Annotated in this window: 19 protein-coding genes; 15 read left to right on the forward strand and 4 right to left on the reverse strand. The window is 71.6% G+C overall.

Annotated elements, in window-relative coordinates; all coding sequences use genetic code 11:
* The first annotated feature begins 572 nt into the window (after nt 1-572).
* The 4 genes from O7595_RS09515 to glgB all read left to right on the forward strand — a co-directional run bounded on the left by O7595_RS09515 (nt 573) and on the right by glgB (nt 8,248).
* A complete protein-coding gene (locus O7595_RS09515) occupies nt 573-2,558 on the forward strand; it encodes an alpha-1,4-glucan--maltose-1-phosphate maltosyltransferase (protein WP_269732431.1) in 1,986 nt (661 codons plus the stop codon).
* Entirely contained in the window at nt 2,555-4,330 is a 1,776-nt protein-coding gene (gene treS, locus O7595_RS09520) for a maltose alpha-D-glucosyltransferase (RefSeq protein ID WP_269728282.1), read from the forward strand. The genes O7595_RS09515 and treS overlap by 4 nt, the downstream gene beginning before the upstream one ends.
* A gap of 225 nt (nt 4,331-4,555) precedes the next feature.
* Nucleotides 4,556-5,968 (forward strand): maltokinase N-terminal cap-like domain-containing protein, encoded by a 1,413-nt coding sequence (locus O7595_RS09525; protein ID WP_269728283.1) that lies wholly within the window; start codon nt 4,556-4,558, stop codon nt 5,966-5,968.
* A gap of 69 nt (nt 5,969-6,037) precedes the next feature.
* Complete coding sequence (glgB, locus tag O7595_RS09530) at nt 6,038-8,248, forward strand: 1,4-alpha-glucan branching enzyme (protein ID WP_269728284.1); 2,211 nt, start codon at nt 6,038-6,040, stop codon at nt 8,246-8,248.
* Here the strand turns inward: glgB and O7595_RS09535 are convergent.
* Complete coding sequence (locus O7595_RS09535) at nt 8,205-10,415, reverse strand: HelD family protein (protein ID WP_269732432.1); 2,211 nt, start codon at nt 10,413-10,415, stop codon at nt 8,205-8,207. The genes glgB and O7595_RS09535 overlap by 44 nt on opposite strands.
* Before the next feature lie 264 nt (nt 10,416-10,679).
* Here O7595_RS09535 and O7595_RS09540 point away from each other — a divergent pair, with 264 nt between their 5' ends.
* The 7 genes from O7595_RS09540 (at nt 10,680) to O7595_RS09570 (ending at nt 16,484) form a co-directional block, all read left to right on the forward strand.
* Entirely contained in the window at nt 10,680-10,835 is a 156-nt protein-coding gene (locus tag O7595_RS09540) for a hypothetical protein (RefSeq protein WP_269728285.1), read from the forward strand.
* On the forward strand, nt 10,832-11,326 hold the full coding sequence (locus O7595_RS09545; RefSeq protein ID WP_269728286.1) for a DUF2617 family protein: 495 nt from the start codon (nt 10,832-10,834) through the stop codon (nt 11,324-11,326). The genes O7595_RS09540 and O7595_RS09545 overlap by 4 nt, the downstream gene beginning before the upstream one ends.
* Nucleotides 11,323-11,727, forward strand: coding sequence for a DUF4247 domain-containing protein (locus O7595_RS09550; protein WP_269728287.1), 405 nt, complete (start codon nt 11,323-11,325; stop codon nt 11,725-11,727). The genes O7595_RS09545 and O7595_RS09550 overlap by 4 nt, the downstream gene beginning before the upstream one ends.
* A gap of 53 nt (nt 11,728-11,780) precedes the next feature.
* Entirely contained in the window at nt 11,781-12,218 is a 438-nt protein-coding gene (locus O7595_RS09555; protein ID WP_269728288.1) for a DUF350 domain-containing protein, read from the forward strand.
* 19 nt (nt 12,219-12,237) lie between these two features.
* Nucleotides 12,238-13,833, forward strand: coding sequence for a polyamine aminopropyltransferase (locus tag O7595_RS09560; protein ID WP_269732433.1), 1,596 nt, complete (start codon nt 12,238-12,240; stop codon nt 13,831-13,833).
* Nucleotides 13,834-14,065: 232 nt separating this feature from the next.
* Nucleotides 14,066-15,526, forward strand: coding sequence for a glycoside hydrolase family 16 protein (locus O7595_RS09565; RefSeq protein ID WP_269728289.1), 1,461 nt, complete (start codon nt 14,066-14,068; stop codon nt 15,524-15,526).
* A gap of 13 nt (nt 15,527-15,539) precedes the next feature.
* Nucleotides 15,540-16,484, forward strand: a complete 945-nt coding sequence (locus O7595_RS09570; protein ID WP_269728290.1) for a DUF1996 domain-containing protein — start codon at nt 15,540-15,542, stop codon at nt 16,482-16,484.
* Nucleotides 16,485-16,584: 100 nt separating this feature from the next.
* On the opposite strand, the gene O7595_RS09575 is transcribed toward O7595_RS09570, so the two are convergent.
* Both O7595_RS09575 and O7595_RS09580 read right to left on the reverse strand, forming a co-directional pair.
* The gene (locus O7595_RS09575) at nt 16,585-16,905 is read right to left on the reverse strand and encodes a GYD domain-containing protein (RefSeq protein WP_269728291.1); all 321 of its coding nucleotides are present in this window, start codon (nt 16,903-16,905) and stop codon (nt 16,585-16,587) included.
* 298 nt (nt 16,906-17,203) lie between these two features.
* Nucleotides 17,204-18,580: a cation:dicarboxylate symporter family transporter gene (locus tag O7595_RS09580; protein ID WP_269728292.1), complete on the reverse strand. Its 1,377-nt coding sequence runs from the start codon at nt 18,578-18,580 to the stop codon at nt 17,204-17,206.
* 128 nt (nt 18,581-18,708) lie between these two features.
* On the opposite strand from O7595_RS09580, the gene O7595_RS09585 reads away from it, so the two are divergent.
* The 4 genes from O7595_RS09585 (at nt 18,709) to O7595_RS09600 (ending at nt 23,401) form a co-directional block, all read left to right on the forward strand.
* Entirely contained in the window at nt 18,709-20,697 is a 1,989-nt protein-coding gene (locus tag O7595_RS09585) for a sensor histidine kinase (RefSeq protein ID WP_269728293.1), read from the forward strand.
* Between the two features lie 40 nt (nt 20,698-20,737).
* Nucleotides 20,738-21,427, forward strand: coding sequence for a response regulator (locus O7595_RS09590; protein ID WP_269728294.1), 690 nt, complete (start codon nt 20,738-20,740; stop codon nt 21,425-21,427).
* A 350-nt stretch (nt 21,428-21,777) separates the two neighbouring features.
* Nucleotides 21,778-22,386, forward strand: a complete 609-nt coding sequence (locus O7595_RS09595) for a helix-turn-helix domain-containing protein (RefSeq protein ID WP_269732434.1) — start codon at nt 21,778-21,780, stop codon at nt 22,384-22,386.
* A gap of 337 nt (nt 22,387-22,723) precedes the next feature.
* The gene (locus tag O7595_RS09600; RefSeq protein WP_269728295.1) at nt 22,724-23,401 is read left to right on the forward strand and encodes an HAD family acid phosphatase; all 678 of its coding nucleotides are present in this window, start codon (nt 22,724-22,726) and stop codon (nt 23,399-23,401) included.
* A gap of 152 nt (nt 23,402-23,553) precedes the next feature.
* Here O7595_RS09600 and O7595_RS09605 read toward each other — a convergent pair whose 3' ends face one another.
* On the reverse strand, nt 23,554-24,579 hold the full coding sequence (locus O7595_RS09605) for an ATP-dependent 6-phosphofructokinase (RefSeq protein WP_269728296.1): 1,026 nt from the start codon (nt 24,577-24,579) through the stop codon (nt 23,554-23,556).
* Nucleotides 24,580-24,612 lie beyond the last annotated feature (33 nt).

The following is a 24,612-nucleotide window of genomic DNA, read 5'->3' on the forward strand; positions in this document are numbered from 1 at the left end:
GCATGACTGATCGTCGGAACCCGGAGTGCCCACTCCGGATGAGGCTTCACAGTAATCATCCGGTGGAGGGGGACGCAGCTTTTTTCGCAACCTTTCAACAAAAGTCGGCCGGCGCGTTCCGCGATCATTCCGGCGACCCGGGCGATTGGCCAAAAAGAACCGTATGCGATCGATTCTCGATTAGTAATCAGGAATTACTGAACTCAACACGGTAAGAAGATGACCGAAGTTGACTTCGAATGTTCATTACGGTCGCTCTCCGCACGCCCGGAACCGTTCCGGAGGCGGCCGCGCACCGCCCTCCGGACGGCCGCGACCTTGTGCCGCGACCTACGCCCTAGTAGTTAACGGACCACCGGATTGCCGACCCGAAGCGCATGGGAAGGCTCCCCCGGTAGCACCGGAGCGCACTCGCGACCCTTCCATTCGAGTGAACGCGGACAGGAGCGGCCATGCCCGCAGCCCGCCAGTCGTCAACGGAGCAGTTACAAAGAACACCCGCCCCCCGTGAAGAGGGACCGCCCGTTCGACCCGCCGAGCCCGCACAGCCCCCAGGTGATGCCGTGAACCCGCTGATTGGCCGCATTCCCGTGCTGGACGTACGCCCCCTCGTCGACTGCGGCCGAAGGCCCGCGAAATCGACGGTCGGCGAAACGTTCCAGATCACCGCCACCGTGTTCCGCGAAGGGCACGACGCGGTGGCCGCCAACGTCGTCCTGCGGGACCCCGGCGGCCGGCCGGGCCCCTGGACCCCGATGCGCGAACTCGCCCCCGGCACCGACCGCTGGGGCGCCGAGGTCACGCCGGACGCCGAGGGGCGGTGGACCTACAGCGTCGAGGGGTGGAGCGATCCGCTGGCCACCTGGCGGCACCACGCCCGCATCAAGGTTCCGGCCGGGATCGACGTCGCCCTGGTCCTCGCCGAGGGCGCGGAGCTCTACGAACGCGCCGCCGCCGGCGTCCCCAAGAAGGCGGGCCGGGAGGCCGTGCTCGCCGCCGCCGACGGCCTGCGCGACAAGGACCGGCCGGACCGCGAGCGGCTGGAGGCGGCGCTCGCCCCGGACGCGCTCGCCGCGCTCGCCCGCCATCCGCTGCGCGAACTGGTCACCGCCTCGGCCCCGTTGCCCCTCCGGGTGGAACGCACCCGCGCGCTGTTCGGCTCCTGGTACGAGCTCTTCCCGCGCTCCGAGGGCGCCCGGGTCAAGCGCGGCAGACTCGTCTCCGGCACCTTCCGGACGGCGGCACGGCGACTGCCGGCCGTCGCCGCGATGGGCTTCGACGTCGTGTACCTGCCGCCCGTCCACCCCATCGGCAGCACCTTCCGGAAGGGCCCGAACAACACGCTCCAGGCCGGCCGCCACGACGTCGGAGTGCCCTGGGCGATCGGCTCGGCCGAGGGCGGGCACGACGCGGTCCACCCGGACCTCGGCACGCTCGAGGACTTCGACGCGTTCGTGCGCTGCGCCCGGGACCTGCGGATGGAGGTCGCCCTGGACTTCGCCCTGCAGTGCTCCCCCGACCACCCGTGGGTGACCGAGCACCCCGAGTGGTTCCACCACCGGGCGGACGGCAGCATCGCCTACGCGGAGAACCCGCCGAAGAAGTACCAGGACATCTACCCCATCGCCTTCGACCGGGACATGAAGGGGCTGGTCGAGGAGACCGTGCGGGTGCTGCGCCACTGGATGGCACACGGGGTGCGGATCTTCCGCGTCGACAATCCGCACACCAAGCCGGTGGTCTTCTGGGAGAGGGTCATCGGCGAGATCAACCGTACGGACCCGGACGTGGTATTCCTCGCGGAGGCGTTCACCCGCCCGGCGATGATGCGCACGCTCGGCGCGATCGGCTTCCAGCAGTCGTACACGTACTTCACCTGGCGCAACACCAAGCAGGAGCTGACCGAGTACCTGACGGAGCTGTCGGGCGAGGCGGCGGCCTGCATGCGACCCAACTTCTTCGTGAACACCCCGGACATCCTGCACGCGTACCTCCAGGAGGGAGGGCGGCCGGCGTTCGAGGTGCGCGCGGTGCTCGCCGCGACCCTCTCCCCCACCTGGGGGATGTACGCGGGGTACGAGCTGTGCGAGAACACCCCGCTGCGGCCGGGCAGTGAGGAGTACCTGGACTCGGAGAAGTACCAACTGCTGCCACGGGACTGGGAGTCGGCGGAGCGGGAGGGACGCAGCATCGCCCCGCTGGTGACGACGCTCAACCGGATCAGGCGGCGCCATCCGGCTCTGCAGCAGCTCCGGAACCTCCGCTTCCACCACGCCGACAACGACTCCGTGATCGTCTACAGCAAGCGAACGGGTTCGAACACCGTTCTGGTGGTCGTCAATCTCGACCCCCACCACACCCAGGAGGCGACGGTCTCGTTTGACATGCCGGAACTCGGCCTCGACCGGCACGAGACCGTACCGGTGCGCGACGAGCTCACCGGCGAGACCTATCACTGGGGCAGGGCCAACTATGTGCGCCTCGAGCCGGGCGTCACGCCTGCGCACATCGTCGTCCTGCGACCGTCCCCGCCGACCGGAGGGTCACCCACATCATGATCGTCAATGAGCCCGTCCACGACACCTTCGAGGACACCCCCGCCAAGGACCGGGACCCCGACTGGTTCAAACGCGCGGTGTTCTACGAAGTACTCGTCCGCACCTTCCAGGACAGCAACGGCGACGGCATCGGCGACCTCAAGGGCCTCACCGCCAAACTGGACTACCTGCAGTGGCTCGGCGTCGACTGCCTGTGGCTGCCGCCTTTCTTCAAGTCCCCGCTCCGCGACGGGGGTTACGACGTCGCCGACTACACCTCGGTGCTGCCGGAGTTCGGCGACCTCGCCGACTTCGTCGAGTTCGTCGACGCCGCGCACCAGCGCGGGATGCGGGTCATCATCGACTTCGTCATGAACCACACGAGCGACCAGCACCCGTGGTTCCAGGAGTCCCGCGGCAACCCGGAGGGACCGTACGGCGACTACTACGTCTGGGCCGACGACGACAAGCAGTTCCAGGACGCCCGGATCATCTTCGTCGACACGGAGACCTCCAACTGGACCTTCGACCCGGTCCGCAAGCAGTACTACTGGCACCGCTTCTTCTCCCACCAGCCCGACCTCAACTACGAGAACCCCGCGGTGCAGGAGGAGATCATCTCCGCGCTGCGCTTCTGGCTGGACCTCGGCATCGACGGCTTCCGGCTCGACGCCGTGCCGTACCTGTACCAGGAGGAGGGCACCAACTGCGAGAACCTCCCGGCCACCCACTCCTTCCTCAAGCGGGTCCGCAAGGAGATCGACGCCCACTACCCGGACACGGTACTGCTGGCCGAGGCCAACCAGTGGCCCGAGGACGTCGTCGACTACTTCGGGGACTTCCCTGCGGGCGGCGACGAGTGCCACATGGCCTTCCACTTCCCGGTGATGCCGCGCATCTTCATGGCCGTGCGGAGGGAGTCCCGCTACCCGGTCTCCGAGATCCTCGCCAAGACCCCGGCGATCCCGAAGAACTGCCAGTGGGGCATCTTCCTGCGCAACCACGACGAGCTGACCCTGGAGATGGTCACCGACGAGGAGCGCGACTACATGTACGCGGAGTACGCCAAGGACCCGCGGATGCGCGCCAACATCGGCATCCGGCGCCGGCTGGCCCCGCTGCTCGACAACGACCGGAACCAGATCGAGCTGTTCACGGCGCTGCTGCTGTCCCTGCCCGGCTCACCGATCCTCTACTACGGCGACGAGATCGGGATGGGCGACAACATCTGGCTGGGCGACCGGGACGCGGTGCGCACGCCGATGCAGTGGACCCCGGACCGCAACGCCGGTTTCTCGTCCTGCGATCCCGGCCGACTCTATCTGCCGACCATCATGGACCCGGTCTACGGCTACCAGGTCACCAATGTCGAGGCGTCCATGGCGTCGCCCTCGTCGCTGCTGCACTGGACCCGGCGGATGATCGAGATCAGGAAGCAGAACCGCGCCTTCGGCCTCGGCACCTTCACCGAACTCCCGTCGTCGAACCCGGCCGTGCTGGCGTACCTGCGGGAGGCCCCCGCGACCGAGGACGGCTCGGACGACCTGGTCCTGTGCGTGAACAACTTCTCACGGTTCGCCCAGCCCACCGAACTGGACCTGCGCCGGTACAACGGCCGCCATCCGGTGGAGCTGATCGGCGGTGTCCGCTTCCCGGCGATCGGCGAGTGGCCGTACCTCCTGACGCTGGCCGGGCACGGCTTCTACTGGTTCCGGCTGCGCAAGGAGCCGGTGGTCGCGGAGACCGCGGTGAAGGCGGCCTCGCGCAAGGCCCGCGCGCCCAAGGGCGTGTGATTCCGGCACATGCCATGTCGTGTGCGGGGCGGTTGGGCCGTCCCGCACGGGGCACGATTCCCCTCATATCGAGATCGGGTCCGAGTCCGTACGGACCATCCTCCGCCGACACTCCCCCTGCCTGCGGCGGGGGGACCCCCACGCACAGCCCGGACAGCTATTATTTGCCGCAATCCGGGACACTCTTCGCAACCTGTGGTGTGCCCGGGGAAAGGACGCGATGCCATGTCGGAGGCTGCATCCACCCGGACCCCCGTCGCCCTGCTGCCTTCGCTCTCGCCCCTGCTGCGCGAGTGGCTGCCCAGGCAGCGGTGGTTCGCGGGAAAGGGGCGCCCGGTCACCGGCTTCGCGCTGGTGGCGGCGGTCGAACTGCTGCCGGTCGACTCGGCCGGCCCCGGACTGCTGCACCTGCTGCTGCGCGTCAGGCAGCCCGGCCAGACCGTGGGCTCCAGGGCCGCCGTCGGCCGGACCCCGGCCGGGAAGCGCGACCCCGGAACCGGTGGCGACTGCTACCAGCTGCTGCTCGGCGTACGCACCGCACTGCCGCCGTACCTCGCCCCGGCCATGATCGGCCGCGTGGACGAGGGGCCGCTCGCCGGCCGGACCGTCTACGAGGGCCTGCACGACCCCCGGCTCGCCGGGCTGCTGCTGGAGCGGCTCCGCAGGCCCGGCCGGTTCGGCCCGCTCCGTTTCGACCGGGCGGCTCCCGTCCCGGGCGGGCTCCCGGCCCACGTGCTCGACGCCGAACAGTCCAACTCGTCGCTGGTGTACGGGGATTCGTACATCCTCAAGATCTTCCGCCGGGTGTACCCGGGGATCAACCCCGATCTGGAACTGCCTCTCGCGCTCGCCCGGGCGGGCTGCGACCGGGTGCCCGCGCCCGTCGCCTGGTTCGAGTCGGACACGCCCGAGCCCTGCACCCTGGGGGTCCTCCAGCCGTTTCTGCGCGGCTCCCAGGACGGCTGGCAGCTGGCGCTCAAGGCGCTCGCCGAGGGCGACGACTTCACCGAGGAGGCACAGGCACTGGGCCGGACCACCGCGGAGGTGCACACCGCGCTCGCCGCGGCGCTGCCGACCGTCTCACTGAGCGGGCCCCAGACCGAGCACCTGGCGACGGCGATGAACGAGCGCCTGGACGCGGCGCTCCGGGCCGTGCCCGCGCTGCTGCCGTACGTCCGCGGGCTGCGCGCCGCCTTCGACGCGATCGCCGGCGCGACCTTCGACGGCGACGGCAGGGCCCAGCGCATCCACGGCGACCTCCACCTCGGCCAGGCCCTCCGCACACCCGACGGGTGTTGGTCCGTCATCGACTTCGAGGGGGAGCCGGCCCGCCCGCTCGACGAGCGCCGCCGGGTGCAGCCCCCGGTGCGCGACATCGCCGGGATACTGCGTTCCTTCGACTACGCGGCCCGCTCCCACCGCCCCTGGAACCCGGCCTGGGCGGCGCGCTGCCGTGCCGCGTACTGCGAGGGCTACGCCGACGCGTCCGGCTCCGACCCTCGCGCCGAGGCGGAACTGCTGCGCGCCTACGAGACGGACAAGGCCGTGTACGAGGTCGTGTACGAGGCCCGTCACCGGCCGGACTGGCTGCCCGTCCCCATGTCCGCCATCCAGCGGCTGGCCGGCCCGGCGGGCTGACGCCGCGTCACCCCACAGCTGGGCCGCCCCCGGCCCCGCCTTCCCCCTGAGCACAAGGAGGCCGTCCCCGTGACTCCCCGCAATGGCGTACGCCCCGCCAAACCGCTCGACGCATCCGACCGGGAACGGCTGCTCGCCGGCGCGCACCACGATCCGCACTCCCAGCTGGGGGCGCACCTGGTCCGCGGCGGGGTGGCCTTCCGGGTGCTGCGGCCCTACGCGGAGTCGGTGACGGTCCTGGCCAAGGGGCTGCGCGCCGAGCTGCACGACGACGGCGACGGATTCTTCTCGGCGCTGCTGCCCCTGCGGAAGGTCCCGGAGTACGCGCTCCAGGTCGGGTACGAGGACACGGTCGTCGAGTTCGCGGACCCGTACCGCTTCCTCCCCGCGCTGGGCGATCTCGATCTGCATCTGATCGGCGAGGGACGGCACGAGGAGCTCTGGCACGCCCTCGGTGCCCGGCCGATGACGCACCAGGGCGTCACGGGCACCCGCTTCACGGTCTGGGCGCCCAACGCCCGCGGGGTCAGGGTCGTGGGGGACTTCAACTACTGGGACGGCACGGCCTGGGCCATGCGTTCGCTGGGCGCCTGCGGGGTGTGGGAACTGTTCGCGCCCGGTGTGGGTGAGGGCGCGCTCTACAAGTTCGAGATCACCCGGCCCGACGGCTCCCGCACGCTCAGGGCCGATCCGATGGCGCGCCGCACCGAGGTGCCGCCGGCGAACGCGTCCGTCGTCACCGAGTCCCACCACGTCTGGCACGACGAGGCGTGGATGGCGAACCGCGGCGCCCGGCCGGTCCACGAGGCCCCGTTCTCCGTGTACGAGGTGCATCTGCCCTCCTGGCGCCCGGGGCTCACCTACCGACAGCTGGCCGACCAGCTGCCCGCCTACGTCAAGGACCTGGGCTTCACCCACGTCGAGCTCATGCCGGTGGCGGAGCACCCCTTCGGCGGCTCCTGGGGCTACCAGGTGACCGGCTTCTACGCGCCCACGGCACGGATGGGGACCCCGGACGACTTCCGCCACCTGGTCGACGCGCTCCACCGCGCCGGCATCGGGGTCGTCATGGACTGGGTGCCGGCGCACTTCCCCCGGGACGACTGGGCACTGGCGGAGTTCGACGGCCGCCCGCTGTACGAGCACTCCGACCCGGCCCGCGCCGCGCACCCCGACTGGGGCACCCTCGAGTTCGACTACGGGCGCAAGGAGGTGCGCAACTTCCTCGTCGCCAACGCCGTGTACTGGTGCGAGGAGTTCCACATCGACGGACTGCGGGTCGACGCGGTCGCCTCGATGCTGTACCTGGACTACTCGCGCGAGCACGGCGAATGGAGCCCGAACGAGCACGGCGGCCGGGAGAACCTCGACGCCGTCGCCTTCCTCCAGGAGATGAACGCCACCGTCTACCGGCGCTGCCCCGGTGTGGTGACCATCGCCGAGGAGTCCACCGCCTGGGACGGCGTGACCCGGGCCACGCACCACGTCGGGCCGGCGGGCTTCGGCGGGCTCGGCTTCGGTCTGAAGTGGAACATGGGCTGGATGCACGACTCGCTCGGCTACGTCGAACACGAGCCGGTGCACCGCAAGTTCCACCACAACGAAATGACGTTCTCGATGGTGTACGCCTACAGCGAGAACTACGTGCTGCCGATCTCGCACGACGAGGTCGTGCACGGCAAGCGCGCCCTGGTGTCGAAGATGCCCGGCGACTGGTGGCAGCAGCGCGCCAACCACCGGGCGTACCTCGGCTTCATGTGGGCCCATCCGGGCAAGCAACTGCTCTTCATGGGACAGGAGTTCGCCCAGGGCGCGGAGTGGTCCGAGGGGCACGGGCCGGACTGGTGGCTGCTGGACCCCTCCTACTCGGCCGAGGGCGACCACCGGGGAGTGCGGGACCTGGTGCGCGAGCTGAACAGGGTCTACGCGGCCACTCCGGCACTGTGGCAGCGGGACACCGTCCCCGAGGGCTTCTCCTGGGTGGACGGCGGGGCCGCCGACGACAACGTCTTCGCGTTCCTGCGCTACGACGCCGACGGTGCCCCGCTGCTCGCCGTCTCCAACTTCTCACCGGTGGTGCGCCACGAGTACCGGCTCGGTGTGCCGCCGTCCGTGCCCGCCTGGGCGGAGGTGCTGAACACCGACGCGGCACGGTACGGCGGCGGGGACGTCCGCAACGACGACCCGGTCAAGCCCGAGTCCGTGGCCGCCCACGGCCACCGCACCAGCGTGCAGCTCACCCTGCCGCCGCTGGCGACGGTGTGGCTGAGGCCGGTGTGACGACCCCGAGCCGCTGGGTGGCCCTCGTCAGCGCCACATAGAGATCGTTGGGGAGCATCCGCTCGGGCGCGACCACCACCACCGTGTCGAACTCCAGGCCCTTGGCCTGGCGGGGGTCGAGCAGGACGACGGGCCGGGAGAGGTCGAGCGGCCCGTCGCCCCCGAGCCCGGTGAGCCCCGCGTGCAGCTCGCGCGGGGCGATGACGGCGAGCCGGCCCTCCTCCGGCGCCTCGGCGGCGGCGAGGGCCGCCACGTCGGCGAGGTCCAGGGTGCGCTCCCAGGGGGCGATGCCGGTGGACCGGATGGAGCGCGGTGGGGTGAATTCCGGGTCGGTGCTCCTGCGCCGCTCCGCCGCGTACTCCATGATCTCGGCGGGCGTACGGTAGTTGACGCCGAGCCGCGCCAGCTGCCAGCGGTCCTCGACGTACGGGGCGAGGATCCGCTCCCAGGAGTCGCAACCCGCCGGGTCGCCGGTCTGGGCCGGGTCGCCGACGAGGGTCATCGAGCGGGTCGGGCAGCGGCGCATCAACAGCCGCCAGGCCATGGCCGACAGCTCCTGGGCCTCGTCGACGATGATGTGCCCGAACGCCCAGGTCCGGTCGGCGGCGGCCCGCTCGGCGGCGCTGCGGTGGTCGGCCTCCTCCTGCCGCTCCGCCATCCGCTCCGCGTCGATGACGTCATGGGCGGCCAGCACCTCGGAGGCGTCGGCGTCGACGTCCTCCTTGTCCTCGAACTCGTAGGTGCGGGAGGCGTACGAGACGTCCAGCACGCCCTGCGCGTAGGCGATCTGGCGGGCACGCTCGGCCTCGGCGGCGGCGCGGGCCGCGGAGTCGTCCTCGCCGAGGAGCTCCGCCGCCTCGTCGAGGAGCGGCACGTCGGCGGGGGTCCACGGTCCGCCGGAACGTCTGATCAGGTCCGCGTCGGCCTCGTCGGGGTGCGTGGGGTCCGCGAGGTAGTCGGCGAGGAACTCCTCGGGGGTGAGCGGCGGCCAGAGCGAGGCGATCGCGGCGTGCACCTCGGCGCTGGCGGCGACGGCCTTGCCGAGCTGGGCGATGTCGTCGGGGCCGAGGAAGTTGGGGCCGCCGTACGGGTCCTCGCCGATGCGGTCGGCGAGCTGGGTGGTGAGGTCGTCGATGATGCGGAAGGCGAAGTAGGGCCGGGCGAGGTTGTGCGGCAGCCCGGTCTCGCGGGCCTTGTGCCGTGCCTCCACGGCGATGTCCCAGTCGAGGACCAGCTCGCCGTCGTCGTGGGCGATGACGATGGGCTCGCCCTTCTCGGGCACCTGCTGCCGCTCCCGTACGGCCGCGGCGAGCACGTCCGCCATGTCCGCGCGGCCCTTCACGGCCGCGGCGGCGGGACTGTCGGTGCCGGTGGCGCGTACGCCCGGGTACAGCTCCCCGACGGTCGAGAGCAGGACCCCGGTCTCGCCGAGGGACGGCAGCACCTCGCCGATGTAGCCGAGGAACGCCGGGTTGGGCCCGACGATCAGCACGGCCCGCTTGGCGAGCTGCTCCCGGTGGGCGTACAGGAGGTACGCGGCGCGGTGCAGCGCGACGGCGGTCTTGCCGGTGCCGGGACCGCCCTCGACGACCAGCACCCCGCGCTGCGGGGCGCGGATGATGTGGTCCTGTTCGGCCTGGATCGTGGAGACGATGTCCGCCATCCGCCCGGTGCGGGCGCTGTTGAGGGCGGCGAGCAGCACCTCGTCGGCGTCGTGCGACTCGTGGCCGGTACGGGTCGGATCGGCGAGGTCCATGATCTCGTCGTGCAGCGCGGTGACGGTGCGGCCCTCGGTGGTGATGTGCCTGCGCCTGCGCAGCCCGAGCGGTTCGTAACCGGTCGCGAGATAGAACGGGCGCGCGACGGGCGCCCGCCAGTCGATCAGCAACGGCGTTCGCTCGGCGTCGTCCCTGCGGATTCCCGTTCGCCCGATGTGGTACGTCACTCCGTCGCGCCGGTCGATACGTCCGAAACAGAGACCGGAGTCGGCGGCATTCAGCGCGGCGATCGAGGCCGAGTGCTCGGCCACCTCGATGTCGCGCTCCACGCGTGCCTGCCGGCCCGTGCTGACCTGCGCCATCGTGGCGCGCACCGCGGCCTCGGCCTCCCCCCTCAGCTGATCGAGCCGCTCATGGGCGAGGGAGACGAATTGTTGTTCCTGCCGCATTTCCTCGGTTGACAATTCAGCTCCTGACGCGCTACAGTACGTTTATTGAAGTTCTCCGTGTTTTAACTCGCAGCTGAACACGGAACTATTCAATATACGCGGAGAAATACCCGGACCGTCAAATACGGACCGGGTTTTTTGTTGCCCGGGGACACAGTGGCCCGACACCGCGACCGGACCGGGCCGACACCCGACGCGCGGCGAGCGAGGTGAACGAACCGCCCGAACCGGCGCCCGAACGCTGTGCCATACTCGGCGCGCTCCATGCCCGTACCGAAGCCCTGGGGATCGTTCGTGAAGCCCGTGCCCGCCGAGGCCGGCGCCGTCGGCGCCGGCGGTGCCGCCCGCGTCGCGGCGGCCGTGCCGTGGCCGGGCCGTGTCGCGACGGCCCGTGAGATCCGCGCCGGCGGCGGCGCATGACCGGTATACCCCTCACGACCCCCTATCTGGACACCGGGGCCGACCAGTTGTCCTTCACACTGGGCCGGCCGGAGCACCCGGCGCTCGCCGTACGCGACGTCACCCTCGCCGGAGTCGACGTACAGCTGCGGTTGCTCGGTGCCTCGCACCAGGTCCTCGCCGGTCCGGTCCGGGAGACGGTGGCCTGCCTGCCCGGCGTCGAGGGCGGGCTGCCCGACTCCACGACGCACGAGTTCGACGACTGGCGCTACCACTTCGGCGCCCGCGTGCTGCACTGCACCGCCGCGGGGTTCACCGAGCGGGTGGCGGCCGTGCGTGCCCGTTGCGAGAGTGACCCGCGGTCGCTCTGCGGGGTCTTCCCCGGCTCCCCGGACGCCGTCACGGCGCTGACCGTCGAGCCCCACGGAACCGGGCTGCGCTGGCGCACTTGGCACACCTATCCGCAGAGCCGCCAGATCGTGGCGACGCAGACCCGGCTGGAGGCCCGTTGAAGACCGCCCGACTCCTCACCGCGACGATGCTCGCCATGGCCGCCCTCACCGCGTGCTCCGACGAGCCGGACGACGACGGCAACGCCGCCCCGTCCTCCTGGATCCGGCAGCAGTACGGCGGCAGCGGCCCCGGCTACACCGACCCGTCGGACCGGGTCTCCAGGGTCGGTGACGAGATACACGGGCACACCGCGGCCATGGACCGCGTCGCCGACGGCGACATGGTCTTCCTGCGGTACCGGAACGACATCGTCGCCATCAGCCCGCACCTCCGGGGCAGCCGGATCGAGATCGACGACTACCGCACCGGCCACAAGCGCTGGAAGTCCCGTATCGGCAACGTCTGGCCGGACCCCGGGACCGACGCGTTCCGCGGCGGCGGCCCCGGCTCCGGCAAGTAGTCCCCCGCGATCCGCCCGCCCCCATACCGACGACGTCCCCGAAAGGCACCCCCGTGGCAGAGATCCTCGAGTCGGCAGGCACCGCCCTGCTCTACGGCCTGACCGGCTTCATCGTGATGGCCGTGGGCTTCATCGCGCTCGACCTGGTGACCCCCGGCAAGCTCGTACACGTGGTGTGGACGGAGCGCAACCGCGGCGCCGCGGTCCTCCTCGCCGGGCAGACCGTGGCCATCGGCCTCATCATCGACGAGTCCATCCGGGCCAGCGAGTCCGAACAGGGCCTGGGTCTGGGGCTGTTCAGCACGTTGCTGTACGGCCTCGCCGGAGTCGTCGTGATGACCCTCGTGGCCTGCGTCGTCGGCCTGCTGACACCGGGCCGCCTCGGCGCCACCGTGCTCGACGACAGCGACGGCCGCCCGCACCCGGCCGCCTGGGTGCAGGCCGCGATGTACCTCGGCACGGCCTTCATGGTCGGCGCCGCGGTCTCCTGACCACCCCGTGAGCACCACCGTGCAGGACCGCACCGACTCACACGAACCCACCGCCGCATCCGGGTCCCCCGTCCGGTCCCGGGGCGCACGGGTGCTGCTGCTGTTCTCGGTGTTCCTCTGCGCGGCCTGCGGCCTGGTGTACGAGCTGGCCCTGACGGCGCTGGGCAGTTACCTCATCGGCAACTCCGTGATGCAGACCTCGGTGGTCATCTCGGTCATGGTCTTCGCGATGGGCGTGGGATCGCTGGCGGCCAAACCACTGCAGCGCCGGGCCGTCGGCGCGTTCGCCGCCGTCGAGGCACTGCTGGCGCTCGTCGGCGGCCTGTCGGTGCTCGTCCTCTACCTGTGCTTCGCCTGGCTGCGCATCTACATGCCGGCCATGGTGGTCGTCTCGTTCGTCGTCGGCCTCCTCATCGGGGCCGAGATCCCGCTGCTGATGACCCTGCTGCAGCGCATCCGCCGCCAGGAGGCCGGCAGCGCCGTCGCCGACATGTTCGCCGTCGACTACATCGGTGCCCTCATCGGCGGTCTGTGCTTCCCCCTGCTGCTCCTGCCGACGTTCGGCCAGCTCAAGGGCGCCCTGGTGGTGGGGGCGGTCAATGCCCTGGCCGGGGTCGTGGTGGTGCTGTGGATCTTCCGCCGGCAGACCCGCCGCGCGGTGCGCACCGGACTGCTGGTCGTGGTCGCCGCGGTCCTGGCCGTGCTCGGCACGGTGTACGTGCTGGCCGACGACATCGAGGTCACCGCGCGGCAGCAGCTCTACCGCGACCCGATCATCCACGCCGAGACGACCCCGTACCAGGACATCGTCGTCACCCGGTCCACCGCCTTCACCGGGGAGCCCGACACCCGGCTCTTCCTCAACGGCGACCTGCAGTTCTCCTCCGTCGACGAGTACCGCTACCACGAGGCCCTGGTGCACCCGGCCATGTCGGGGCGTCACGCGTCCGTACTGATCCTCGGCGGCGGGGACGCGCTGGCCCTGCGGGAGGTGCTGCGCTACGACCGGGTCGGGAAGGTGACACTGGTCGATCTGGACCCGGCGATGACCCGGCTGGCCCGCGGCTTCGAGCCGCTCAGCGAACTCAACGGCCACGCCCTCGCGGACCCGCGGGTCACCGCCGTCAACGCCGACGCCTTCAACTGGCTGCGGGACGCGACGGAGCGTTTCGACACGGTCGTCGTCGACTTCCCCGACCCGGACACGGCGGCGCTGGCCAAGCTCTACTCGGTCGAGTTCTACCACCTGCTGGGGAAGGTGCTGAAGCCCGGCAGCCAGGTCGTGGTGCAGGCCGGGTCCCCCTTCTTCGCCCCGAAGTCCTTCTGGTCCGTCGCCACGACGATCGGCGCGGCCGGCTACCGCACCACCGAGTACCAGGTGGACGTGCCCAGCTTCGGCAACTGGGGTTACGTCCTGGCCGTTCCCGGCAGGGAGGGCGCGGCGCCGGCCCTGCGCCTGGCCGGGGACGCCCCGCGCCTGCGCTTCCTGGACGACGCGGTCCTGCGGGCCGCGACGGTCTTCCCGCTGGACCGCCGCCCGCAGAAGGTGCGGGCGAGCACGCTGATGGATCCCGCGGTGCTGGAGTACACCCAGCACGAGTGGCAGAACTACTGAGCCCCCGCCCGGTCCCGGGAAGCCGGGCCGGCCACGGTCCGTCCGGTCCCCGCCGGGCGGGGGCGGCGGAGCGCGGCGCGTCCAGTGGCGGGACGGGTCCGGCCCCCAAGTGCCGTGTGCATTCAGGAAGTCAACGCGCGCAAGGCATTGACGACCGCGGTGCCTCCATCTACAAAACATCCTGAGAGCGCTCTCAACCACTTCCGGCACCACCCCCTCCCGGAGGTCTTCCTTGAGCACGAGCCGCATCAGCAGACTCTCCCGTACCCCACTCATCACCGCGCTCACGGCCCTCGCCGTCGCCCTGACCGGGCTCCTCGCCCTCGGTCCCGCGAGCCCGGCCAGCGGCGCGGTACCCCCCGCGCCGGACTGGAACCTCCAGTGGAGCGACGACTTCACCGGTCCGAACCGGTCCCTGCCCTCCTCCGCGAACTGGCAGATCGACACCGGCCACGGCTATCCGGGCGGCCCCGCCAACTGGGGCACCGGCGAGATCCAGAACTACACGAACAACCCGGACAACGTCAGCCTCGACGGCGGCGGCAATCTGCGCATCACCCCGCTTCGCGACGGCGCGGGCAACTGGACCTCCGCGCGGATCGAGACCCACCGCGCCGACTTCAAGGCCCCGGCCGGCGGCACCCTGCGCATCGAGGGCCGGATCCAGATGCCCAATGTGACCGGGGACGCGGCACTGGGCTACTGGCCCGCGTTCTGGGCGCTCGGCGCACCGTACCGGGGCAACTACTGGAACTGGCCCGGCATCGGCGAGTTCGACATCATGGAGAACGTCAACGGCCTCAACTCCGTCTGGGGCGTGCTCCACTGCGGAGTGAACCCCGGCGGGCCGTGCAACGAGACCAGCGGCCTCGGCGCCAGCCGCACCTGCCCCGGCGCGAGCTGCCAGTCCGCGTTCCACACGTACCGTTTCGAGTGGGACCGCTCCGCCTCGCCCAACGCCCTGCGCTGGTACGTGGACGACCGGCTCTACCACAGCGTGAACCAGAACCAGATGGACGCCGGCACCTGGGCCGACATGACCGAGCACGCCGGCTACTTCATCCTCCTCAACGTCGCGATCGGCGGCGCCTTCCCGGACGCGCTGGCGGGGAAGACGCCGACCGCCGCGACCGTCCCCGGCCGCCCGATGCTCGTGGACTACGTCGCCGTGTGGACCCGTGGCGGCGGCACGACCCCGCCGCCGACCGACCCGCCGCCGACGGGCTCCTCCCAGCTGTACCTGCGCGGGGGCGGTGCCGCCGGGGACGCGACCGGGTCCGTCTCCACCGTCACGCTCGCGTCGGCGGGCGGAGCGAACCACGACGGCACCCCGCACAGCCCGCAGGTGTTCACCTCCGGCCCGCTCACCCGGGCGTACAACGGAGGTTCGACGCAGTTCGACCTCTTCGTGGACGCCGGCACGACCGTCGCCAACGGCCAGCAGGTGCGGGTGAGCTACGACCGCACCGGCGACGGGACCTGGGACCGCACCGAGACGTACCACTACTTCGCCACCGACCCCGTCCCGGGATACGAGCACTACACCCAGGCACGCGGTCTGCGCTCGGCCACCGGTACGCACGGCGATCTGACGAACGGCAGAGTGCGGATCGAGGTGTGGAACGCCATCGGCAACGGCGGCAGCACCCTGGGCACCGGCAACCAGTCCTCCGTCCGCATCCCCTTCGGCTGAGCGGAGGAAGGACATGCCGATCCGAAGAGCGCTCGCGAGCGCGGCGGCCCTGCTCTTCCTGGCCACCGCGGGCTGCGCGGCCGGCACCGAAGGGCACGGCGAGGGCCGTGCCCCGATGAACCACAGGGCGCACGCGTACACCTACACCAAGGCCCAGGCGGCGGCGATCGTCGCCCAGGCGGCGGCCCCGCTGCGCGGGAGCGAGTTCCGCGCGGACTGCTTCTCCAGCCACCGGCGGGGCGACGACCCGATCGTGTTCCCCGGCCAGGCGGGCCGCTCCCACATCCACGAGTTCTACGGGAACAGGACGGCGAACGCCTCGTCGACGCTCCAGTCGCTGAGCGCCGGCACCACCAACTGCACGCCGAGCACGGACCTTTCGTCCTACTGGACGCCGACCCTCTACCAGAACGGAGTGCCCGTGGCCCCGGAGCGGGTCACCGTCTACTACCAGGGCATCACCGACCGCACCCGCGCCGTGGCCCATCCGCGCGGACTGCGGTACGTGGTCGGGAACGCCCTCGCCACCTCCCCCGACCAGAACCCGGCCGCGCGCTGGTCCTGCGTGGGACGGCCCGAGTCCAGCCGGGACTTCATGAACTGCCCGCCGGGCACGAAGCTGGAGAACTACCTGGACTTCCCCACCTGCTGGGACGGGAGGAACCTGGACAGCGCCAACCACCGCGACCACATGGCGTACGCGACGGGACAGACGTGTCCGTCGAGCCATCCGGTGGTCGTGCCGCGGCTGGAGCTGCTGATCACCTGGCCGGTGCACGGCGGCGGGCTCACCCTGGCCGGCACCCGGGGCGGGGTCAATGTGACCGATGCCCCCGGCCACACCTTCCACGGCGACTTCTTCAACGCCTGGAACCAGGCGGAGTTGGAACGCCGGGTGCGGGACTGCATCGTGGCGGGCTACATCTGCGGAACGGACGGACGCCCCATCGAGCAGTGAGCCACCGGCGGCGGCGCGGTCCGACGCGGCGCGGCCGCCGCCGGGTACGACGAGTGCCGCCGGGTCCCCCGTCCCGGCGGCACCGTCGCCCTCCGGGGCGTCAGGCTCCCGGTGGCCGGAAGTCGACCCGCGTCCGCGCCGCCGCGTCGATGTCCTCGACGCTGAGCAGGGGCACGGCCCGGGACGTGATCGCCCCCGTGGCACGGACCTTCATGGAGGTGGCGGCCATCGAGACGGCGTCGGGCATGTCCAGCACGAGGTACAGGTCGTCGTCGCCGAACGCGAAGTACATCCATTCGAGGGTGCCGCCGCAGGAGCGGAGGACCTGCTCCACGGCCTCCCGGCGGCCCGTGCCGCCCTCGGTGAGCAGGCCCTTGGTGCCCTCGGCGCTGTAGCTGGCCCGGACCAGGTATTTGGGCATCCGTCTCTCCCGTCCTATCGCCTTTGGATCCACCCTTGGGCACCGACCGCGATCCGGCCAGCCGGAGGGGGCCGGGCGGGGTTCCGCCCGCGCCCGGCACGGCCCGGCCCGGCCAGGACCCATCGGACGGTCCGGACCCGGGACATGCGACACGGGTGGGCCCCGGTCGTGCGCGGTGTTCCTCCTCCCGGGCGGCTGAGCGAGCCCGCCGGCTGAGGGCTCTCCGGCCGGGCGCCGGGGGACGCGTGCGGGCCCGGGGCGGTGTGCGCCCCGGGCCCGCACGGTCACGGCGGTGCTCTCAGACCTTCAGGGCCGGCTCCCTGCGCGCCTCGTCACGCTGCTCCGGCACCTCGGCGGAGGCCGCGCCCGGGGCGTGGTCGTCGACGAAGGTCGACTCGTCGAACGGGATGCGGCCGGCGAGGACCTCGGCGGCACGCTCCTTGTCGATCTCCTTGGTCCAGGTGCCGACCAGGACCGTGGCGACGGCGTTGCCCGCGAAGTTGGTGAGGGCGCGCGCCTCGCTCATGAAGCGGTCGATGCCGACGATCAGGCCGACGCCGTCGACCAGGGCGGGCTTGTGCGACTGGAGTCCGCCCGCGAGGGTCGCGAGGCCGGCGCCGGTGACACCCGCCGCACCCTTCGAGGCGATGATCATGAAGACCAGCAGCGAGATCTGCTCACCGACCGAGAGCGGGGTCCCCATCGCCTCGGCGACGAACAGCGAGCCCATCGTCAGGTAGATGGCGGTGCCGTCCAGATTGAAGGAGTAGCCGGTCGGGACGGTGATGCCGACGACGGGCTTGGAGACGCCCAGGTGCTCCATCTTCGCGATGAGCCGCGGCAGCGCCGACTCGGAGGACGAGGTGGACAGGATCAGCAGGAACTCCCGACCCAGGTACTTCAGCAGCGCGAACAGATTGACCCCGGCGACGACCCGCAGCAGGGTGCCGAGGACGAGGACTACGAACAGCGCACAGGTGACGTAGAAGCCGATCATGATGACCGCGAGCGACTTCAGGGCGTCGACGCCGGTCTCGCCGACGACGGCCGCGATGGCCCCGAAGGCGCCCACCGGGGCCGCCCACATGATCATCGCGAGGATGCGGAAGACCAGCTTCTGGAGGTGGCCGATTCCGCGCAGGACCGGCTCCCCGGCGGAGCCCATGGCCTGCAGCGCGAAGCCCGCGAGCAGCGCGACCAGCAGGGTCTGCAGCACCTCGCCCTCGGTGAAGGCGGAGACCAGGGTGGTCGGGATGACCCCGAGGAGGAAGTCCACGGTGCCCTCGCCGGCGCCCTCGGCCTGCTTCTCGCCCGCGGCCCTCGCCGCGTCCGTCAGCTGCAGTCCGTGCCCCGGGTCGAGGACATTGCCCACGATCAGGCCGATGGCCAGCGCGACCGTCGACATCACCAGGAAGTAGCCGAGGGCCAGACCGCCCACGGCACCGACCTTGGCCGCCTTGCGGACCGAGCCGACGCCGAGCACGATCGTGCAGAAGATGATCGGGGAGATCATCATCTTGATCAGGCTCACGAACCCGGTGCCGATCGGCTTGAGTTCGACGGCGACGCCGGGGGCGGCGAAGCCCACGATGACGCCGAGGACGACGGCACCGATGACGGCGAGATACAGATAGTGGGTGCGATCCCGCCTTGCGGCTGCTGGAGCGGTTGCCACGGGGATTCCTCCTCGGCCTGGTGTTCATCCACGTCCCGGTGGATGCCCGTGACTATTCAGGACCCTGTGACCCCGGTCACCGTTGCGTGCGTTTCGTTCACACGAAACCGGCCAGGCAGACTTGAGCCATGCGCATCCCCCGCCCGCGGAGCCTCGCCGGCCAGCTCTTCGCGATGCAGGTCGTGCTGGTCACCGCCATCGTGGCCGGTTTCGCGCTCTTCTCCTACGTCACGGACCGCGCACAGGCCGAGGAGACCGCGCGCCGGCAGACGACGGCGACCGCGGCGGCCGTGGCGGACTTCCCGTCGGTGGTGACGGCACTGCGGTCGGCGGACCCGACGGCGCGGCTGCAACCGCACGCGGAGCGACTGCGGAAGGACGCGGAGGTCGACTTCGTGGTGATCATGTCACCGGACGGAAGGCGCTGGACCCATCCCGAACCGGGTGAGATAGGACACGTCTATCTGGGTCACATCGACGAGGCACGGCGGGGACACACGGTCTCGGAGACCTACACGGGGACGCTGGGGCCGTCGGTGCGGACGGTGGCGCCGGTGCGGGACGACTCCGGCCGGATCGTCGCGCTCGTCAGTGCGGGCATCACCATCGACAAGATCAGCGAGCAGCTCGGCAAGCAGCTCACGGCACTGCTGGCGATGGCCGGAGCGGCACTGGCACTGGGCGGACTGGGAACATACGTGATCAACGCCCGGCTGCGGCGGCACACGCACGGGATGAACGCGGCGGAACTGAGCCGTATGCACGATTACCACGAGGCCACGCTCCACGCGGTGCGCGAAGGGCTGCTGATGCTCGACGGACACCGCCGCATCGCGCTGATCAACGACGGGGCACGGGAGCTGCTGGGACTCGACGCGGACGTCGTGGGCCGGGCCCCCGACGAACTGGGCCTGCCGCCCGGGCTGACGGGGGCCCTGCTGGCGAGCGAGCCGCGCGTCGACGAACTGCACCTCACGGCCGACCGGGTGCTCGTCGTCTCCACCCAGCCGGTGGTCGGCGGTGAGCGCCGCGGCACGGTGGTGACCCTGCGGGACCACACCCAACTCCAGTCGCTGACCGGTGAACTGGACTCCGAGCGCGGCTTCACCCAGGCGCTGCGCGCGCAGGCCCACGAGGCGGCCAACCGGCTGCACACCGTGGTCTCCCTCATCGAACTGGGCCGCGCGGACGAGGCGGTCGAGTTCGCCACCGCGGAACTCGAACTGGCGCAGGTCCTCACGGACCGCGTGGTGACCGCGGTCGGCGAGCCGGTCCTGGCGGCCCTGCTCCTGGGCAAGGCGGCCCAGGCCAACGAGCACGGCGTCGAACTCGTCCTCACCGACGACAGCCGTATCGACGACGGGGTCCTCCCGCCCTGGCTCCCGCCCCGGGACCTGGTCACCATCCTCGGCAACCTGATCGACAACGCGGTCGAGGCGTCCTCGGCGAAACGACCGGCCGCACGCGGGGCGCGAGCGGACCGGGCCGGGAGCCCCCTCGTGGATGCGTCCGCGGCCGTCACCGCCGGAGCGGCCGCCATGGCCGCGGCACCCGGCACGCATCCGCCGACCCCGCCCGATGCCGCCGGGGCCGGGGCCGCCGGACGGCCCACCGCCGTACGGCCCGCCCCCGAGCCGGGCCACGACGAGCCCGGGGCCGCCGTTCCGGGCGCACGGGCCGCGCGAGCCGGCGCGGATCGGCCGGCAACCACCCCGGGCGGGCTGGAGGACGCCGGGCACCGGGGCCACGGCCACCGGCCCCCCGGGCCCGCCCGTGCCGCGCTCGACGTGCACGGGGACGACGGCCACGGGCCCGCGACCGCAGCGCACGCCCGCGCCGCCGTCGCGCGCCCGCGCGTCGTCGTCACCGCGCGTGCCGACGAGAACGGGCTCGTGCTGCGCGTCAGCGACACGGGACCCGGGCTCGGTCCCGGGGACACGGAGAGCGTGTTCGAACGTGGCTGGTCGACCAGAGGCCCGGGACGGGGCCTGGGGCTCGCACTGGTGCGGCAGGCCGCGCACCGGGGACGGGGCACGGTGGAGGCGGCCCGGGGCCCGTACGGTGGCGCGGAGTTCACCGTACGGCTGCCCCTGAGCACCACGGAGGTCGAGACATGAACGGACGCCCCGGCCGGAGACGCGCGACGGAGGTGGCGGGATGACCGCCCCCACCGGGATCCGGGTGCTCGTCGTCGAGGACGACCCCGTCGCCGCCGACGCACACGCGCTGTACGTGGGCCGCGTACCGGGGTTCACCGTGGCGGGCGTCGCCCACTCGCGGGCCGCGGCGTACCGGGTGCTGGAGCGCACCCCCGTGGAGCTGATCCTGCTCGACCTCTATCTGCCGGACGGGCACGGGCTCCAGCTGCTGCGCTCCCTACGGGCCGCCGGGCACTCCGCCGATGTGATCGCCGTGACCTCCGCGCGAGATCTGACCGTGGTCCGTGAGGGCGTGTCACTGGGCGTCGTCCAGTACGTCCTCAAGCCGTTCACCTTCGCCACCCTGCGCGACCGCCTCGACCGGTACGCCGAGTTCCGCGCCACCGCCGGCGAGGCGTCCGGGCAGGACGAGGTGGACCGCGCACTGGCGACCCTGCGCACCCCGCAGCCGGCCGCCCTCCCCAAGGGCCTCAGCGCACCGACCCTGGAGGCGGTCACCCGCACCCTCCGGGACGCCGAGGGCGGGCTCACCGCGGCCGAGGCGGGTACGGCGGTGGGGATCTCGCGGATCACCGCACGCCGCTATCTGGAGCATCTCGTCACCGAGGGCCGGGCTGCGCGCAGCCCCCAGTACGGCCAGGTCGGCCGGCCCGAGCTGCAGTACCGCTGGCTCCGCTCCGGCCGCTGACCGGCACCGTGCGGGTCGAGCCGATCGACACTCCGCGAGGGACGCAGTGCCCCTCGCCATGTCCCGACTCGCTTTCGCCGTCCGGCTGTTGAAGAGCATCATGAACACCCGGGGGTGATCGACGCGGTGGACCGCCCGTCGCCGGACCGCGGCGCCGCCCCTGACGCGCCGCGTCCTCTCATGGGAACGGCCGACCGCCGGCGGAGCGGCCCGGTGGACCTTTCTACGAGTTCACACCTTGGTCGAACACACCGTAGCCGGACGTGACTCTCCGCTCCTACGGTGTGCGCGTGCACTCCACCCCGCCTTTCAACGCTCCCGCCGCCCGCCGACTGCGCGAGGGCCTGGGAATGGCGCCGGGCCACGTCGCCTACGGGCTCCAGGCCCAGTACGGGCTCCCGGTGACCGCGGACACCGTGGTCGCTTGGGAGCGGGGACTCCTGGCGCCGGACTCCCGGGAGCTGACCGCGCTCGCGGGAGTGCTGTGGTGCTCGCCCGGCGAACTGCTCGGCACCCCGCAAAGCCTGCGCGAGCACCGCCTGGCCCGAGCTCTGGGCGCCGAGGACGTGGCCCGCCGGGTGGGCATGGATCCGGCGGCGTACCGGCGCATGGAGGACGGCAACCGCTGGCGCGGGAACGAACGGCAGACCGCCGCCCTCGCGGAGGCGCTGTCCCTGACCCCGCGCGAGCTGCTCACCGCGACCGGACGCGACGAGGAGCTGGCGGAGCTGCTGCGCAGCGCGGCGACCACCCGCTGGCAGGCGTACGTGCGCCCGGTGGCGAAGATGCTGCCGCTTCCCCGACGGCAGCTGGAGGGCGTGCTGCAGCGGCTGCACACGGACTACCACGCCCGGATGGCGGCCACCTCCAGCTGGGGCGCGTCGGCCGGCTCCGGGGAGTCGGGCAAGGACTTCCTCGACCGGATCGCCGACCACTTCTGGGTGCTGGTCCCCGGCTGAGTCCGTACGGGCCCCGGGCCTCTTCCGCCCGGGGATCGGGCCTCCCCCGTCCGCTTCGCCGGTCCGACGGCCACGGGGCCGATCAGGCCGGGCGCCCCGGGACGGGGACGCCGAGGAGCGAATCGTCTGGCCCACCACCGGCTTCTTCCCGCTGCCAGAGCCCGACATGCCCGGCCGCGCTTCAACGGCGGCCGGAATCCCCGTCCGCCATTACCTGGTTACCAGGGGGTAGATGGAACGCTCCATTCCGTCCATGGTTGAACGCGAACATGCCAAGGCCCTCGGCTCTCCCCGGCCGATGGGCGTCCACCGGACCTCCCTCAGGAGCGAACCCCCCATGCATGTACGCAGATGGACCACCCGCGCCGCGGTCTCGGCCGCCGCACTCGCGCTCACCACGTCCATGACGGCCACGGCCTCCGCCGACACCGTGACCGCCGCACCGCGGACCGTGGCCCCGGCATCCGCCACCACCCACGCGCCGCAGCGCTCGGACCTCACCGCCGCCGGACTGGCCGGGATCGACTACGCCACCTGGCAGCGCGACGTCACGGCGGCCCTCGCCACCGCCCGTCCCTACATCGAGCAGCGCACGGCCGGCGCGTCCGGGCAGCGTCTCGCCATGGTGCTGGACATCGACAACACCTCGCTGGAGACGGACTTCCACTACTTCTGGGAGTACCCGACGCCCGCGGTCAGGCAGGTCCGGGACCTCGTCCGCTACGCCGACTCCCGCGGGGTGGACGTCTTCTTCGTCACCGCCCGCCCCGACATCATCGAGTCGCTGACGTCGTACAACCTCAGGAAGGCCGGGTACCCGGTCGACGGTCTGTACGTGCGCAGCCTGCCCGACCTGTTCGACGAGGTCAGCGCATACAAGACGGGCAAGCGCGCGGAGATCGAGGCCAAGGGCTACACGATCATCGCCAATGTCGGCAACCGGCCCAGCGACCTGGTCGGCGGCCACGCCGAGCGGACGTTCAAGCTGCCCGACTACGACGGCAAGCTCTCCTGAGCCGAGCCGCGCCGAGCGGCACCGTCCGCACGGGTACCGTCCGTCCGCACGGGTGCCGTCCGTACGCCGGCCAGGGTCGCGCCGCACCCTGGCCGGCGGACGGGCCGGCGTACGGGCCAGCGGCGAGTGCGCGCCGGGCCGTCGGACCTGTGTCAGAAGACCGACTCGGCCTCGTGGACCCGGTCCTCGGGCACCGTCTTCAGCCGGGTCACCGCCTCCGCGAGCGGCACCGTGATCACCTCGGTGCCGCGCAGCGCGGTCATCCTCCCGAACTCGCCACGATGGACGGCCTCCACCGCGTGCCAGCCGAAGCGGTTGGCGAGCACCCGGTCGTAGGCGGTGGGCGTGCCGCCCCGCTGCACATGGCCGAGGATGACCGGCCGAGCCTCCTTGCCCATCCGCCGCTCCAGCTCCGCGGCCAGCCGGGTGCCTATGCCGGTGAAGCGCTCGTGCCCGTACTGGTCGATCTCGCCCTTCTTGTACTCCATGGAGCCCTCGGCCGGGTGCGCGCCCTCGGCGACGCAGATGACGGCGAACTTCTTGCCCCGGGCGAAGCGTTCCTCGACCATCTTGACCAGGTCCTCGACCTGGAAGGGCCGCTCGGGCAGGCAGATGCCGTGCGCGCCGCCGGCCATGCCGGACTCCAGCGCGATCCAGCCCGCGTGCCGTCCCATGACCTCCACGACCATGACCCGCTGATGGGACTCCGCCGTGGTCTTGAGCCGGTCGATGGCCTCCGTGGCCACCATGACGGCGGTGTCGAACCCGAAGGTGCGGTCCGTGGAGGAGATGTCGTTGTCTATCGTCTTCGGCACGCCGACGACGGGCATGCCGGCGTCCGACAGCATCCGCGCGGCGGTCAGCGTGCCCTCGCCGCCCACCGGGACGAGGGCGTCCAGCCCGTATTTCCGCGCCAACTCCGCGCTGTTCTCGGCGGCTTCGCGGAGCCTGGAGCGTTCGAGCCGGGCCGAGCCGAGGATCGTGCCGCCGCGGGCAAGGATGCCGCTGACGGCGTTGAGGTCCAGGGTGCGGTAGTGGCCTTCGAGCAGGCCCTTGAACCCGTCCTCGAATCCGATGACTTCGTCCCCGTAGCCGGTCATCGCACGGTGCACGACCGACCGGATCACTGCGTTGAGGCCGGGACAGTCGCCGCCTGCGGTCAGAATTCCGATGCGCATCGTGCCGTGTCTCCTGCTCGCTCGTGGTGCCGG

The sequence above is a fragment of the Streptomyces sp. WMMC940 genome (genome assembly GCF_027460265.1).
Classification (GTDB): Bacteria; Actinomycetota; Actinomycetes; order Streptomycetales; family Streptomycetaceae; genus Streptomyces.

What these genes read in the sequence shown, in the direction of transcription:
- O7595_RS09540 (WP_269728285.1), top strand. Translation starts at nt 10,680, where the DNA reads ATGCCCGTACCGAAGCCCTGGGGATCGTTCGTGAAGCCCGTGCCCGCC.
- O7595_RS09545 (WP_269728286.1), top strand. Translation starts at nt 10,832, where the DNA reads ATGACCGGTATACCCCTCACGACCCCCTATCTGGACACCGGGGCCGAC.
- O7595_RS09600 (WP_269728295.1), top strand. Translation starts at nt 22,724, where the DNA reads ATGCATGTACGCAGATGGACCACCCGCGCCGCGGTCTCGGCCGCCGCA.
- O7595_RS09535 (WP_269732432.1), bottom strand. Translation starts at nt 10,415, where the DNA reads ATGCGGCAGGAACAACAATTCGTCTCCCTCGCCCATGAGCGGCTCGAT.
- O7595_RS09570 (WP_269728290.1), top strand. Translation starts at nt 15,540, where the DNA reads ATGCCGATCCGAAGAGCGCTCGCGAGCGCGGCGGCCCTGCTCTTCCTG.
- O7595_RS09585 (WP_269728293.1), top strand. Translation starts at nt 18,709, where the DNA reads ATGCGCATCCCCCGCCCGCGGAGCCTCGCCGGCCAGCTCTTCGCGATG.
- O7595_RS09525 (WP_269728283.1), top strand. Translation starts at nt 4,556, where the DNA reads ATGTCGGAGGCTGCATCCACCCGGACCCCCGTCGCCCTGCTGCCTTCG.
- O7595_RS09605 (WP_269728296.1), bottom strand. Translation starts at nt 24,579, where the DNA reads ATGCGCATCGGAATTCTGACCGCAGGCGGCGACTGTCCCGGCCTCAAC.
- O7595_RS09595 (WP_269732434.1), top strand. Translation starts at nt 21,778, where the DNA reads ATGGCGCCGGGCCACGTCGCCTACGGGCTCCAGGCCCAGTACGGGCTC.
- treS (WP_269728282.1), top strand. Translation starts at nt 2,555, where the DNA reads ATGATCGTCAATGAGCCCGTCCACGACACCTTCGAGGACACCCCCGCC.
- O7595_RS09575 (WP_269728291.1), bottom strand. Translation starts at nt 16,905, where the DNA reads ATGCCCAAATACCTGGTCCGGGCCAGCTACAGCGCCGAGGGCACCAAG.
- O7595_RS09590 (WP_269728294.1), top strand. Translation starts at nt 20,738, where the DNA reads ATGACCGCCCCCACCGGGATCCGGGTGCTCGTCGTCGAGGACGACCCC.